This window comes from Marinobacter sp. ES-1 (assembly GCF_000475255.1).
In the GTDB taxonomy this organism is placed as follows: domain Bacteria; phylum Pseudomonadota; class Gammaproteobacteria; order Pseudomonadales; family Oleiphilaceae; genus Marinobacter; species Marinobacter vinifirmus.
Genome location: NZ_AXBV01000038.1, coordinates 20,622 through 34,921, shown reverse-complemented (window position 1 = coordinate 34,921; position 14,300 = coordinate 20,622). Strand labels below are relative to the sequence as shown.

Here is a 14,300-nt window from a genome sequence, read left to right as displayed (position 1 = left end):
ATGGCTATGGCACGGATCGCCGGAAATGATGACAAAAAAGGAACTCCCCCTCCGTAAGTTGCTGAAATTCCGGAACGCCTGGGTTGCCTGGGGCGTGTTCCTGGTTTCAGTCATTGCCACCATTCTGCTCTGGCAATTGTCCATCCGCCTGGTGGAAGATCGCACCGAGGCCCGCTTCCGTACCCAGTCCCTTCAGCTGAGAACTGCCATTGAAGAGCGTTTGCTCAATTACGAGCAGGTGCTGGCCGGCAGCGCCGGGCTGTTCGCTGTCAGTGGCCGCGTTACCCGAGAGCAGTGGAGCGAGTACGTCAATAAAGTGGACATCAACCGCTACTACCCGGGCATTGAGGGTATCGGGTTTGTCGAGCGCATTGGCGTGCGACAGATGGCGGATCACATCTCTTCGGTGCGGGCCCAGGGGATATACGATTACCTGGTCCGGCCGCTGGGCAAGGGGCCCTACTATTACCCCATGGTGTATCTGGAGCCGGGTACCGACAGGAACCGGCGGGCACTGGGGTACGATGCGTTCAGCGACCCGGTGCACCGGAGTGCCATGGAGCGGGCTCGGGATGCCGCAGTGCCTATGGTTACCGGCAAGGTGGTGCTGGTGCAGGAATCGGTTGATGAAGACCAGGCCGGCTTTCTCATGTATTACCCGGTTTTTCAGGGCGGTGAGGTGCCGGAAATCCGGGCCGAGCGACGCATGATGCTGGCGGGCTATGTGTTCAGTGCCTTTCGTATGAACAGTCTGTTTGACGGCATTGTCGGGCTGATCTCCCCGTTCCTGGACGTTCGCATCTACGATAACGGCGTAGTGTCCCGCGACACCCTGATGTACGGCTCCAACCTCGGTTCCCTGGAAAACGATTTCAGTTTTGAAATGAGCCAGACCGTGTCGCTCGGTGGCCGGGACTGGTTGCTCCAAACCCGCTCCACTCCAGCCTTTGATTACCTGGCCTCTGACGCGCGCCCGCCGATTGTGCTGGGCTCCGGCTTGGCTATCAGCCTGTTGCTCTGGCTGTTTGCCCTCGCCCTGATCCGTTCGCGGATGATTGCCCAGGCCAGCGCCGGCCGTTACCGGGCCATTACCGAGGGGGCTGCCAACGTAACGCTGGTCCTGGATGAAGAGGGCCATGCCCTGTACGCCAGCCCCTCCAGCAAGGATATTCTGGGCTTTGATCCGGACGCCGTTGATCAGCTGGAGTTTGACCAGCTGGTGCATGCGGACGACTGGTCGGCCCTGAAGCGCGGCTTCAAGGATGCGATGGCAGAGCCGGGCAAGCAGATGCCGGTGGTGCGGGCCAGAATACGGGATGCCCAAAGCCGCTGGCGCGATATGGAAGGCACCTACACCGCCATGCTGACGGTTCCCGGGGTGAATGGCGTTGTGCTCAGCCTGAGGGACCTTACCCAGCTGAAGGCGGCCCAGTCGGAATTGCATCGCCTGGCCTTCTACGACCCGCTGACCGGGCTGGCAAACCGGCAGCTGTTCCGGGACCGGCTGGACCACGTGGTGCGCCGGTGCCGGCGCAGTGGCGAGCCGGCTGCCCTGATGTTCCTGGACCTGGACGGGTTCAAGCGAATCAACGACACCCTCGGCCATGACGCCGGTGATGAACTGCTGTGCCAGGTGGCTCAATGGCTGCAGGGCTGTGTCCGGGAAGAAGATTCGGTGGCGCGGCTCGGTGGTGACGAATTTGTGGTACTGCTTTCGCGTATCAGCGATTCCGACGCTGCAGGGCGGGTCGCCGAGTCGATTCTGCGCCGGCTTTGCCAGCGTATCCGCCTGAACGAGCACGAGGTAGGGGTAACTGTCAGTATCGGGATCACCATGATTCCCGACGACAGCGAAGATGCCGGCACCCTGATGAAATACGCAGACCTCGCCATGTACCGGGCCAAGGAGGTCGGCCGCAACACCTATCAGTTCTTTACCCCGGCGATGAATATCAAGGCGGCCAGGCGGCTGTTGCAGCAGGAAGAGCTGGCAACCGCCCTGGAAGGCGACCGGTTTGTACTGCATTACCAGCCGAAACTGGACCTGGCCAGCCAGCGGGTAATCGGGGTAGAGGCCTTCCTGCGTTGGCATCATCCGGAAAAGGGATTGGTATCGGCGCAGCAGTTTATCAGCCTGGCAGAGGAAACCGGCCTGATCATCCGCCTCGGTGAGCTCGCCCTGCGCCAGGCCTGCATCCAGGTACAGGCGCTGGAGCGGGCGGGCTTTGAATCCCTGAAAATGGCGGTGAACCTCTCGGTACGGCAGCTCACAGATTCCGGTTTCCCGGATCTGATGCGCCGGGTGATTACTGAAACCGGGGTATCACCGGACCGGCTGGAGCTGGAAATGCCCGCCGAGCTGCTCAATGAAGACCCGAGACTGGTGCGGGAGTTGCTGGTGTCGTTGAGTGATCTTGGTGTGTGCCTGATCCTGGACGACTTCGGCACCGGTTCCTGCTCTCTGGCTGCCCTGCAGCAGTTACCGCTGAACGTGATCAAGATTGATCACCGGTTTATCCGGGACATTCCCTACAATGTCAGCGCTACCGACGTAGCCTCGGCCGTTATCGCCCTGGCGCACCAGCTGCACCTGACCGTTGTGGCGGAAGGGGTGGAAACCATGCAGCAGCTTAACTTCCTGAAATCCGCCGGTTGTGCCCAGGGGCAGGGTAACCTGTTCAGCTATCCGCTGGACGAAGATGCCCTGATCGGGTTCCTGATTCGCCAGTACGAGAAGCCGCTGATTTCCTGATCATGGCAATGACGGCCGGTAACCGGTAAAATCACGCCGTTCCCGGATCCCGGTAGCGGCCCCTCCGGGCTCAATCCTACGTCTTATATGAGTAATCATTGTCTGTGACTGAACTGAGCCGAATCCGTAACTTTTCCATTATTGCCCACATCGACCACGGTAAATCCACGCTGGCGGACCGCTTTATCCAGATTTGCGGTGGCCTGACGGACCGTGAAATGGCCGAACAGGTCCTGGACTCCATGGACCTCGAACGGGAACGGGGCATCACCATCAAGGCCCAGAGCGTAACGCTCAACTACACCGCCAAAGATGGTGAAACCTACAAGCTGAATTTTATCGACACCCCTGGCCACGTGGATTTTTCCTACGAGGTATCCCGCTCATTGTATGCGTGCGAAGGCGCGCTGCTGGTGGTGGATGCCGGGCAGGGTGTCGAGGCCCAGTCTGTGGCCAACTGTTACACCGCCATCGAGCAGGGGCTGGAAGTTGTTCCGGTCCTGAACAAGATGGACCTGCCGCAGGCCGAGCCCGACCGGGTAGCCGCAGAAATCGAGGACATTATCGGAATCGACGCCACTGACGCCGTGCGCTGCAGCGCCAAGAGCGGCCTGGGTGTCGAGGATGTGCTGGAAGACCTGATCAAGAAGATTCCGCCCCCCAAAGGGGATCGCAGTGCACCGCTGCAGGCGCTGATCATCGACTCCTGGTTTGATAACTACCTGGGTGTCGTGTCACTGGTGCGGGTCACCGAAGGGGTGCTGCGCAAGGGCGACAAGATTGTCATCAAGTCCACCAAGAAAGCGTGGAACGCGGACAAGGTCGGTATTTTCAATCCGAAGCCTACCGATACCAATGTCCTGGAAGCCGGCGATGTGGGCTTCGTGGTGGCGGGCATCAAGGACATTCACGGGGCACCGGTGGGCGACACCATCGTGCACCAGAAGTTTGCTGAAGAAACCCCGATGCTGCCGGGCTTCCAGAAAGTGAAGCCGCAGGTGTACGCCGGTTTGTTCCCGGTCAGCGCCGATGATTACGACGATTTCCGGGATGCCCTGGAAAAGCTGACCCTGAACGATGCTTCGCTGTTTTTCGAGCCGGAAAACTCCGATGCCCTGGGCTTCGGCTTCCGCTGTGGCTTCCTGGGCATGTTGCACATGGAGATTATCCAGGAGCGACTGGAGCGGGAGTATGACATTGACCTCATTACCACCGCGCCCACGGTTATCTACGAAGTGGTCACCAAGCAGGGTGAGACCCTGTCGGTGGACAACCCGTCCCGGCTGCCGGATATTGGCTCCATCGAGGAAATGCGCGAGCCGATCGTAGAGGCCAATATTCTGGTGCCCCAGGAACACCTGGGTAACGTGATTGCCCTGTGCGAGGAAAAGCGCGGCGTTCAGAAGAACATGCACTTTATGTCCACCCAGGTGCAGGTCAGCTATGAGTTGCCCATGGCGGAAGTGGTGATGGATTTCTTCGATCGCATCAAGTCAGCGAGCCGGGGCTTTGCCTCACTGGATTACCACTTTGTGCGTTTCCAGACGGCCAACCTGGTGCGGCTGGATGTGCTGATCAACGGCGAGCGGGTAGATGCCCTGGCCCTGATCGTTCACAAAGACCTGGCCCACCGCAAGGGCCGGCAGCTTGTCGAAAAGATGAAAGAGCTGATCCCCCGGCAGATGTTCGATATCGCGATACAGGCGGCCATCGGAACCCAGGTGGTATCACGGGTTACGGTCAAGGCCCTGCGCAAGAACGTAACGGCCAAGTGTTACGGTGGTGACGTCAGCCGTAAGAAGAAACTGCTTCAGAAGCAGAAGGAAGGTAAAAAACGTATGAAGCAGCTGGGCAATGTCGAGGTGCCTCAGGAAGCGTTTCTTGCCGTGTTGAAAGTCGATAACTAAAACTAAGGCGCCCGGATGGACATTGATTTTCCACTGGTACTGGTAGTTCTGACATTGGTAACCGGTGTGATCTGGCTTGCCGACAAACTGGTTCTGAAAAAGCGGCGCCTGGCGGCTGCCGGGGCAGAGGATGCCCCCGCCGAGGAAGCACCAGCCGAACCCTGGCTGGTGGACCTCAGCCGGTCGTTCTTCCCGGTGCTGGCCGTGGTCCTGGTGTTGCGGTCGTTCCTGATCGAGCCGTTCCAGATTCCTTCGGGTTCCATGTTGCCCACCCTGGAAGTGGGCGACTTTATCCTGGTTAACAAGTATGCCTACGGCCTGCGCCTGCCGGTCGCCGGTACCAAGGTTGTTGAAATCGGCGATCCGGAGCGGGGCGATGTGATGGTGTTTCGTTACCCGGAAGACGGTTCCACCAACTACATCAAGCGGGTGATCGGCCTTCCGGGTGACCATATCCGCTACCGTAACAAGCAGCTGTTCATCAACAACGAGCCGGTGGCCCGGGACTTTGTGGCGCGTCTGCCACCGATGGAGCGCTGGCGCGAGCAGCTGGGGCCGGTAGAGCATGACGTGTACCTGACCATGGGCCGTGTCAGCGGTACCGGTGAGGGCGAATGGGTGGTGCCGGAAGGGCATTACTTTGTTATGGGCGACAATCGCGACAACAGTAACGACAGCCGATTCTGGGGTACCGTGCCGGACGACCTGGTGGTGGGCAAGGCCTTTGCAATCTGGATGCACTGGCAATCGCTGACAAGTCTGCCATCTTTTGATCGAGTAGGCTCTGTTGAGTAATCCATTGTTCCGGAGACAGAAAAGAATGAATAACAAAACTCCTGCAGGCCTGAAAAAGCAGCAAGGTGGCGCACTGGCCATGATGATCATCGCGCTGTTCTTCGGTGCGCTGCTCACCCTGGCGATCAAGATCGGGCCGGCCTACATTGATGACATTACCATCCAGGAAGCACTGGAAAGCCTGGAAGGTACCGAAGGCCTCGGGCAGATGGGGCCGGCACAGGTACGCACACTGATCAACAAACGCTTGAGCGTCAATAACGTCCGGGGCTTCGATGCCAAGAACATCACTGTGGAAAAGAACGGTGAGTTTGTGGTGATCAAGGTGGACTATGAGGTTCGCAACAATATCATCGGGAATGTGGACAGCATTGTTCATTTCCAGCACGAGTATGAGTTAGAGGGCAAGTGAGTTCACAACCAGATCTTGATCAGTTACAGCGCCGGATCGGCTACCAGTTCAGGGAACCTGAAAGGTTGCTGCTGGCGCTGACCCACCGAAGCTACGGCAACCAGAACAATGAGCGGCTGGAGTTTCTGGGCGATTCCATCGTGAATATGGTGATCGCCGAACATCTGTTCCTCCACTTCGAAAAAGCCCGGGAAGGCCAGCTGAGTCGCCTCCGGGCACGCATGGTCAAAGGCGTGACCCTGGCGGAAATCGGCCGGGAGTTCCAGCTGGGCCAGTATCTTCGCCTGGGTTCCGGTGAACTCAAAAGCGGTGGTTATCGCCGGGAATCCATCCTGGCGGATGCCGTGGAATCCATCATCGGGGCCATTTACCTGGACAGTGATTTTCACACCTGCCGCGAGCAGGTGCTGCGCTGGTTCAAGGAGCGGCTGGCGAAACTGGATATCCAGGATACCCAGAAAGATCCGAAAACCCGGTTGCAGGAATACCTGCAGTCCCGGCAGTTCCCGTTACCCCGGTATGAAGTGATTTCCGTGGACGGCGAAGCCCACAACCAGACCTTCCATGTGTCCTGCGCCCTGCCGTCACTGGATCGGAAAACCTCCGGCACCGGCAGCAGTCGCCGTATTGCTGAACAGCAGGCCGCCCGCAGTGCCCTGAAACAACTGGGCGTGGAGAACGACTGATGAATGATATTACCCGCCCGGAGAATCCGGACAGCCGTTGTGGCTTCGTAGCCATCGTGGGGCGCCCCAACGTGGGCAAGTCCACGTTGCTGAACCATATTCTCGGCCAGAAGCTGAGTATTACCTCCCGCAAACCCCAGACCACGCGCCACCAGGTGCTGGGCATCAAGACCGTGGGTCCGGTGCAGGCCATCTATGTAGACACCCCGGGCATGCACGAAGAAGAGCCCCGGGCCCTGAACCGCTACATGAACAAGGCTGCGACATCGGCCCTGATCGATGTAGACGTTGTGGTGTTTGTGGTGGACCAGCTCGCCTGGACCAGCGCCGACGAGATGGTGCTGGAAAAGCTGAAGCGCCTGAAGTGCCCGGTCATCCTTGCGGTTAACAAGGTCGACAAGATCGAGAAGCGGGATTTGCTGCTGCCACATCTGGAAACGCTGTCGAAGAAGCGGGAATTCGCCGAGATTATTCCGCTGTCGGCCCTGAAAGAGACCAACCTGAAACCACTGGAAGAAGCGGTGGGCCGGTATCTGCCGGAGAGTGTGCATTTCTACCCGGATGACCAGATTACGGATCGCAGCGAGCGGTTCATGGCTTCGGAAATGGTGCGTGAGAAAATCACCCGGCAACTGGGTGCGGAATTGCCGTATTCCGTGGCGGTCGAAATTGAAGAGTTCAAGCATCAGGGCAAAACCCTGCATATTTCGGCCCTGATCCTGGTCGAGCGTGAAGGCCAGAGGAAGATCATCATCGGTGATAAGGGCGAGCGCCTGCGCCAGATTGGCCAGGATGCCCGCATGGATATGGAGAAGATGTTCGGCTGCAAGGTGATGTTGCGGCTGTGGGTCAAGGTTAAGCGGGGCTGGGCAGACAGCGACCGGGCCCTGAAAAGTCTGGGCATGAGCGACTTCTGAGGCCGCCATGGTGGCCTCGAAGGGAGCTGTGCAGCAAGAGCCGGCGTATGTGATCCACCGCCGGCCCTGGCGGGAAACCGCCCTGCTGGTGGACCTGTTTACCCTCAACCATGGCCGCATGAGCCTGGTTGCCCGGGGTGCCAACAGTGCAAAAAGCCCCCTCAAGGCCCAGCTGCAGCCGTTTCAGCCCTTGCTGGTCGACTGGACCGGCCGCAGTGACCTGAAAACCCTGGTGCAGCTGGAAGTGCGCTCTGCACCGTTGCTCAGGCAGACCCTGTCGCTCTACAGTGGCCTTTACATCAACGAGTTGCTGCAACGGGTCTTGCCGGTTGCCGATCCTTATCCCACCCTGTTCGCCAGCTATATCGATACCCTGCAAGCCTTGACCGGCCTGGCCGGCCGGGGTGAACTGGAGCCCTTGCTGCGTCGCTTCGAGCGGGAGTTCTGTTCCGCGCTGGGCTATGACTTTGCCTGGGACCAGGCCACCGATACCGGCTTGCCGGTCAGCGCCGGCCAGGTATACGGATACGACCCGGCCCAGGGCATTGTGTCGGCGGCCAGCCGTGATGCCCGCCTGAACCAGTTGCCCGGGGATGTGCTGATAGCCCTCGCTGCCGGTGACTACACCAGTGAAGCCAGCCGCAAAACCGCCAAGCGGGTGATGCGTGTACTGGTAGACTACCTTCTGCAGGGTAAGCCCCTGCACAGCCGCAATCTTTTCAGCCAGACGGTTTCGTCTTCAGGGAGAACGTAATGAACCCCAGAGTGTTGCTCGGAGTGAACATCGACCACGTGGCCACCCTTCGCCAGGCCCGGGGTACCCGTTATCCGGACCCGGTGCAGGCCGCACTGGTGGCAGAGGAAGCCGGCGCAGACGGCATCACCATTCACCCCCGGGAAGACCGCCGGCATATCCAGGACCGGGACGTATTGCTGCTCAAAGAAGTGCTGCAGACCAAGATGAACCTGGAAATGGCGGTGACCGATGCCATGCTGGCCTTTGCCGAACAGGTGCGGCCGGAGTGTGTGTGCCTGGTACCGGAAAAGCGGGAAGAGCTGACCACCGAAGGCGGGCTGGATGTGGATGGCCAGGAAGACCGGGTGGCCCGGGCCTGTGAACGGCTGGCGAAAATCGGCGCAGAAGTGTCACTGTTTATTGATCCGGACCCGGTCCAGATTGACGCTGCGGTGCGCTGTGGTGCGCCGGTGGTGGAACTGCACACCGGCGAATATGCCGAGGCAGAAACCCCGGAGCAGGCGGATGCCTCTTTCCGGATTCTGGCGGATGCCGTGGCCTATGCCCGCAAGAAGGGGCTGATTGTCAACGCCGGCCATGGCCTGCATTACCATAACACCGAGCGGGTGGCGGCTATTCAGGGCATCAATGAACTGAATATCGGCCATGCCATTATTGCCCGCGCAGTGTTTACCGGCCTGAAAGAGGCCGTGCGTGATATGCGGGCGATTCTGGATAGCGTACGCCGCTAGGCTTGCGGGCTTGTGGCCGGCTGGTGCTGTTCCCGGAACAGTTGCTGCCAGTCGGTCTGCTCGCTCCAGTCCTGCAACCGGGCCATCGCGGCCAGCAGCTGGTCTTTCTGGATTTCCAGGTCCTGGGCCTGGCACTTCAGGGCGGTTTCAAACCGGTTGGTGGCTGTGCGCAACTCCGGAACGCCACAATAGCGGGTGGCGCCGTGGAGCTTGTGTACACACTCCAGCAGAACATCCAGTTGCTGCTTTTCCCATAGCTCAGGGATGGCCTTGCTGTCGGTATGCAGCTGTTCCAGCAGCATGCTGAACAGCTCCTCCGCCAGGTCAGCCTTGCCGGCGGCCAGCTGAATACTCTCGTCAATACTTACGCAATCCTGGTGCGTCCGGCGGTTAGACGGCCGCAGACCGCGCCGGGTATCCCGCACCTCGGAAATCTTGAACCTGGGCTGGCTGCCGGAGCACTCGTAGCCCGTAAATTCCCGTACCAGTTCAATCAGCTGGGCGCTGCTGATGGGCTTGGGCATGTAGCCGTCAAAACCCTGCTTGGCCAGTTTTTCCTGTTCGTCGGCCAGGGCATGGGCGGTCAGGGCAATGATCGGCGTTTGATGGGAGCCGGAATCCAGGGCGCGGATACGGGCAGTGGTTTCCACCCCGTCCATGCCAGGCATTTGCAGGTCCATGAACACCAGGTCAAAGGGCTTCTGCCGGGCCTTGGTCAGGGCTTCGAAGCCGCTGGAGGCGCTCTCGGCATCCAGGCGGCAATCTTTCAGCAGGGTCATTACCAGCTTCAGGTTAGCCTCGTTATCATCCACCGCCAGGATGCGCGGCACCCGGCCGGCGCCGGAGGTTCTTGTGCCGGGCACGGGCTGGGGCAGGGTGCCCCTGCCGGTATGGATTCCGTGAATCAGCAGCAGTAATTCGTCATACAGGGGATCACGGCACACCGGCTTGGTCAGGTGACCGCTGGCCAGCCCGGACAGCGGCAGGTCGTGGGTCTCCAGGGTGGGCGTCAGCAGCAGGGTGCGGCAGTCCCGCTCCACCTCCAGGCTGCGCACCAGGCTGCAATACTGGCTGGAGTTTAGCAGGTGCCGGGTAATGCCGAGCAGGACAACGGCATAGCCTTCCTGGCGGCGCTGGGCTTCTTCTACCTGTTCCATCAGGGCGCCGGGCGAGGCCACCCGGTCAACCGCCACGCCCCATTCCCGCAGCAGGTGTTCCACCGCAAGCCCGGTGGTTTTCTGGTGCTCCAGATAGATAATCCGCTCGCCTTTCAGAGCCTCCCTGGAGAAGGAGCCCTCGCCGGTGACGGACAGTTCCGGTGTCAGCGTGAACCAGAAAGTCGAGCCCCGGCCCAGTTCGCTCTCCAGGCCGATTTCGCCGCCCATTTCTTCGACCAGGCGCTTGGAAATCGCCAGCCCAAGCCCGGTACCGCCATACTGCCGGGCGGTGGAAGCATCAGCCTGGCTGAAGGCGTTGAACAGGGATTGCTGCTGGGCCCGGGACAGCCCCACCCCGGAGTCGGTTACGCTCAGGCGCAGGGTGACCCGGTTGGCCTCCTTGTCCTCGTCTTCCAGGCTGGCGCGCAGTACGACTTCGCCGGTCTGGGTGAACTTGATGGCGTTGTTGACCAGGTTGGTGATCACCTGCTTGACCCGGAGCGGGTCGCCCATGATGTTGTCCGGCACGTCGTTATAGACCAGCGGAACCAGGTCCAGGTTCTTGGCGTGGGCCGCCGGTGCCAGCATCACCATCACTTCTTCCACGATATCCCGCAGCTGGAAGGGCACGCGGTCCAGGATCAGTTTGCCGGCTTCGATCTTCGAGAAGTCCAGGATGTCGTTGATGATGGTCAGCAGGATTTCCGACGACTTGCGGATGGTGTTCAGGTGGTCCCGCTGTTGGCGTGGCAGGGGGCTTTTCAGCAGTAATTCGGTGAAGCCGATAATGCCGTTCAGCGGCGTGCGGATTTCGTGGGACATGTTGGCCAGGAATTCCGATTTTATCCGGCTGGCTTCCAGGGCCTCTTTGCGGGCAAAGTCCAGTTCGATGTTCTGGATCTCGATGGTCTCCAGGGTTTCCCGAAGGTCTCCGGTGGCCTGGTCGATGTTCTGCTGCATTTCTGCCTGGGCCTGGCTCAGTTCCGATGCCATCTCGTTCAGGCCGGATTCCAGCTGTTCAAACTCCGGCCCGGCCCGGGTGTATACCCGGGTATCCAGCTTGCCTTCCTTGAGCTTGGCCACCGCTTCATTCAGCTGGAATACAGGGTCGGTAAAGGCCCGGCTCAGGCGCAGGGAAACCAGCAGGCTCAGCAGCACGCCGCCAACCACCAGCATCAGGGAGATCAGCAGCGCCTGGTAGGTTTCTTTTTCGGTGCGGATATGGGACATCTCTACGGCCACCCAACCGAGGGGCTCGGCCAGCCCGGTGGCGGATTCCCGGGCGTCCGGGTCGAGCATGGTTTCGATCATCAGGTCTTGCAGGTACACCGGGGTGACGAAGCGGGTGCTGCTGTCTGAGCTCAGCTTGACCGGTCTTTCCGAGCCCAGGGCCGAGGCCGGGATGGTTTCGGTGCTGCCGGGGCCGCTGTGCAGCAGGCGTTGGCCGTCCCGGTCGAAGAAGGTGATGGAGCGGACATCCTGCTCTTCCAGCAGTGCCGTGGACAGGCTGCTCAGAAGGCTGCGGTTGGCGGTAAACAGGCCATACTCGGCACCGGCAGACAGCTGGCGGGACAGGGATTCGCCCCGGTCGTTCAGCAGGTTTTCGATGTTCTTCACCCAGCTGTAGGTAAAGAACAGGCCCAGCAACAGGGTGGTCAGAAGGGTGGGAACGAGGGTCACCACCAGAACTTTTTTTCGAATGCCCCAACGCCGCATACTGTGTTCCCGTCAGTCTTACGAGCCCGGTGCTGTGTTGGCAGCCAATACCGGGTACTTCCCTGTCAGCATAGATGATCCGGATCGGAATGACTGTGGCCGCCATCCCGCGTATGATTCAAAGCCGAAAGTGTATCACAGGGTTTGCGTATGATTTTCCCCACCATTGAAGATTATGTCGGCCACACGCCACTGGTTCGTTTGCAGCGGATACCGGGCAATACCTCCAATGTCATCCTGGCCAAGCTGGAGGGTAATAACCCGGCCGGTTCGGTAAAAGACCGGCCCGCCATCAGCATGATCCAGGAAGCAGAGCGCCGGGGTGAAATCCAGCCGGGTGATACCCTGATTGAAGCCACCTCCGGCAACACCGGTATCGCCCTGGCCATGGCCGCCGCCATCAAGGGCTACCGGATGGTGCTGATCATGCCCGATAACCTGAGCGAAGAACGCAGGGCCTCCATGCGTGCCTATGGTGCGGAAGTGGTGAATGTTACCCGTGACCAGGGCATGGAAGGCGCCAGGGATTTGGCAATCCGTATGGAAGCCGAAGGCAAGGGCAAGGTGCTGGACCAGTTCAGCAACCCGGATAACCCCCTTGCCCACTATCGCAGCACCGGCCCGGAAATCTGGGAACAGACCCAGGGCAAGGTGACTCACTTTGTCAGCTCCATGGGCACCACTGGCACCATCATGGGCGTGTCCCGTTACCTGAAAGAGCGCAACCCGGATGTCCGTATTATCGGGCTGCAGCCGGAAGACGGCGCCTCCATTCCCGGTATCCGGCGCTGGCCGGAAGCCTATCTGCCAAAAATCTACGATGCCGCCCGGGTAGACCAGGTGCTGGACATCGGCCAGCAGGAAGCAGAAGACACCATGCGGGCCCTGGCCCGTGAAGAAGGCATCTTCTGTGGTGTGTCTTCGGGCGGGGCCATTGCGGCTGCGCTCAAGCTGTCTGGCCAGGTTGAAAACTCGGTGATCGTGGCCATTATCTGTGACCGCGGAGACCGTTACCTGTCTACCGGTGTATTCCCGGGCGCCTGAATCGTTAATCTTCAAGAGACCAGCCAATATGAGTAAGCGCCGCCGCAAGGTTCTGCCGCAAGAACCCGTGCGTTGTGAAATTGAATCCCTCGGCCATGATGGCCGTGGCATCGCCCGAACCGACGGCAAAGTCCAGTTTGTGGACGGCGCCCTGCCCGGGGAAACGGTGATGGCAAAGATGGTCAGCACCCGCAGCAAGTTCGACGAGCTGCGCACCCTGGAAGTGCTGGAAGCCGCCCCTGACCGCCAGCAGCCCCCCTGCGAATTTGCCGACCTGTGCGGCGGCTGCAGCCTGCAACATATGAGCGCCGATGCCCAGATCCGGTTCAAGGAAGACACCCTGCGGGAGCACTTTGCCCATTTCGGGGGCATAGAGCCGGAGCAGTGGATTGAGCCCATGCGTTCACCGGATACCCTGGGATACCGCCGCAAGGCTCGGCTCGGGGTGCGTTACGTAAAGGCCCGGGAATCGGTGCTGGTGGGGTTCCGGGAAAAGCGCAACAGCTTCCTGACCGACATTAGCGAGTGTGTGGTGCTGGACCCGCGTATTGGCAAACGCATCACGCCGCTGCGGGAGCTACTGCACGGCATGGTTGCGTTTGACCGCATCGCCCAGGTGGAAGTGGCCTGTGGTGACGACGTTGCCGCCATGGTGTTCCGTAACATGGACGACCTGGTGCCGGAAGACCGGGAAAAGCTGATTGCCTTTGGCCAGGCCCACGACTTGCATATCTACCTGCAGCCGAAGGGCCCGGACACCGTGCACCGGATCTGGCCGGAATCGGCGGGCCGGGACGACGAACGCCTGGCCTACCGTATGGATGAATTCGACCTGACCATGCAGTTCCACCCCATGGACTTCACCCAGGTGAATGCCGGTATCAACCGGGACATGGTGCACCGGGCGGTTGAGTGGCTGGATATCCAGCCTGGCGAGCGGGTGCTGGACCTGTTCTGTGGCCTGGGTAATTTTACGCTGCCGCTGGCCCGTAAGGGTGGCCAGGTTGTGGGTGTGGAAGGCGACGATGCCATGGTGGTTCGTGGCCGGGAAAATGCACGGTTGAACGGCCTGGATAATGTGGAGTTTTTCGGGGCTGACCTGCACGGCGACTTCACCGGCCAGGGCTGGGCGAAGGAAGGTTTCGACAAGATCCTGATCGACCCGCCCCGCTCCGGTGCCGAGGATATCTGCAAGTACCTGACCGCCTTTGGCGCCAACCGGATTGTCTATGTGTCCTGCAACCCGGCCACCCTGGCCCGGGATGCCGGTGTCCTGGTGCGTAACGGCTACCGGCTGGTGCGCGCCGGTGTGATGGATATGTTCCCGCACACCACCCATGTTGAGTCCATCGCCCTGTTCGAGCGCGACCCGCGCTGACAGGTTCGGGGAACCGGCCTTGCCCCTGCTCCGGACGAGCCCGGGCAA

At 60.3% G+C, this 14,300-nt stretch carries 11 protein-coding genes; 10 read left to right on the top strand and 1 reads right to left on the bottom strand.

What is annotated here, in order from left to right:
* Window positions 1–25: 25 nt before the first annotated feature.
* The 8 genes from Q668_RS06960 (at window position 26) to pdxJ (ending at window position 8,957) form a co-directional block, all read left to right on the top strand.
* Window positions 26–2,752, top strand: a complete 2,727-nt coding sequence (locus Q668_RS06960) for an EAL domain-containing protein (RefSeq protein WP_022988881.1) — start codon at window positions 26–28, stop codon at window positions 2,750–2,752.
* A 104-nt stretch (window positions 2,753–2,856) separates the two neighbouring features.
* Window positions 2,857–4,659: a translation elongation factor 4 gene (lepA, locus tag Q668_RS06955; protein WP_036219390.1), complete on the top strand. Its 1,803-nt coding sequence runs from the start codon at window positions 2,857–2,859 to the stop codon at window positions 4,657–4,659.
* Window positions 4,660–4,674: 15 nt separating this feature from the next.
* Window positions 4,675–5,454 (top strand): signal peptidase I, encoded by a 780-nt coding sequence (gene lepB, locus Q668_RS06950; RefSeq protein ID WP_022988879.1) that lies wholly within the window; start codon window positions 4,675–4,677, stop codon window positions 5,452–5,454.
* A gap of 25 nt (window positions 5,455–5,479) precedes the next feature.
* Window positions 5,480–5,866: a DUF4845 domain-containing protein gene (locus tag Q668_RS06945; protein ID WP_022988878.1), complete on the top strand. Its 387-nt coding sequence runs from the start codon at window positions 5,480–5,482 to the stop codon at window positions 5,864–5,866.
* Window positions 5,863–6,552 carry a ribonuclease III gene (rnc, locus tag Q668_RS06940; protein ID WP_036219388.1) on the top strand — a complete coding sequence of 230 codons (690 nt, stop codon included), beginning with the start codon at window positions 5,863–5,865 and terminating at the stop codon, window positions 6,550–6,552. Before Q668_RS06945 ends, rnc begins: the two co-directional genes overlap by 4 nt.
* Entirely contained in the window at window positions 6,552–7,469 is a 918-nt protein-coding gene (gene era, locus Q668_RS06935; protein WP_022988876.1) for a GTPase Era, read from the top strand. The genes rnc and era overlap by 1 nt, the downstream gene beginning before the upstream one ends.
* Window positions 7,470–7,476: 7 nt before the next feature.
* Window positions 7,477–8,223 carry a DNA repair protein RecO gene (recO, locus tag Q668_RS06930; protein ID WP_022988875.1) on the top strand — a complete coding sequence of 249 codons (747 nt, stop codon included), beginning with the start codon at window positions 7,477–7,479 and terminating at the stop codon, window positions 8,221–8,223.
* Window positions 8,223–8,957, top strand: a complete 735-nt coding sequence (pdxJ, locus tag Q668_RS06925; protein WP_022988874.1) for a pyridoxine 5'-phosphate synthase — start codon at window positions 8,223–8,225, stop codon at window positions 8,955–8,957. Before recO ends, pdxJ begins: the two co-directional genes overlap by 1 nt.
* Here the strand turns inward: pdxJ and Q668_RS06920 are convergent.
* The gene (locus Q668_RS06920) at window positions 8,954–11,830 is read right to left on the bottom strand and encodes an ATP-binding protein (protein ID WP_022988873.1); all 2,877 of its coding nucleotides are present in this window, start codon (window positions 11,828–11,830) and stop codon (window positions 8,954–8,956) included. The two genes, pdxJ and Q668_RS06920, sit on opposite strands and share 4 nt — an antisense overlap.
* Window positions 11,831–11,980: 150 nt before the next feature.
* Between Q668_RS06920 and cysM the strand changes: the two genes are divergently transcribed.
* On the top strand, window positions 11,981–12,874 hold the full coding sequence (gene cysM, locus Q668_RS06915; protein ID WP_022988872.1) for a cysteine synthase CysM: 894 nt from the start codon (window positions 11,981–11,983) through the stop codon (window positions 12,872–12,874).
* 28 nt (window positions 12,875–12,902) lie between these two features.
* Window positions 12,903–14,252, top strand: coding sequence for a 23S rRNA (uracil(1939)-C(5))-methyltransferase RlmD (gene rlmD / locus Q668_RS06910; protein WP_022988871.1), 1,350 nt, complete (start codon window positions 12,903–12,905; stop codon window positions 14,250–14,252).
* Window positions 14,253–14,300 lie beyond the last annotated feature (48 nt).

Bases quoted from the DNA above. Each gene is read 5' to 3' on its own strand.
- Q668_RS06920 (WP_022988873.1), bottom strand. From the start codon at position 11,830: ATGCGGCGTTGGGGCATTCGAAAAAAAGTTCTGGTGGTGACCCTCGTT.
- Q668_RS06960 (WP_022988881.1), top strand. From the start codon at position 26: ATGATGACAAAAAAGGAACTCCCCCTCCGTAAGTTGCTGAAATTCCGG.
- pdxJ (WP_022988874.1), top strand. From the start codon at position 8,223: ATGAACCCCAGAGTGTTGCTCGGAGTGAACATCGACCACGTGGCCACC.
- rlmD (WP_022988871.1), top strand. From the start codon at position 12,903: ATGAGTAAGCGCCGCCGCAAGGTTCTGCCGCAAGAACCCGTGCGTTGT.
- lepB (WP_022988879.1), top strand. From the start codon at position 4,675: ATGGACATTGATTTTCCACTGGTACTGGTAGTTCTGACATTGGTAACC.
- era (WP_022988876.1), top strand. From the start codon at position 6,552: ATGAATGATATTACCCGCCCGGAGAATCCGGACAGCCGTTGTGGCTTC.
- Q668_RS06945 (WP_022988878.1), top strand. From the start codon at position 5,480: ATGAATAACAAAACTCCTGCAGGCCTGAAAAAGCAGCAAGGTGGCGCA.
- cysM (WP_022988872.1), top strand. From the start codon at position 11,981: ATGATTTTCCCCACCATTGAAGATTATGTCGGCCACACGCCACTGGTT.
- recO (WP_022988875.1), top strand. From the start codon at position 7,477: ATGGTGGCCTCGAAGGGAGCTGTGCAGCAAGAGCCGGCGTATGTGATC.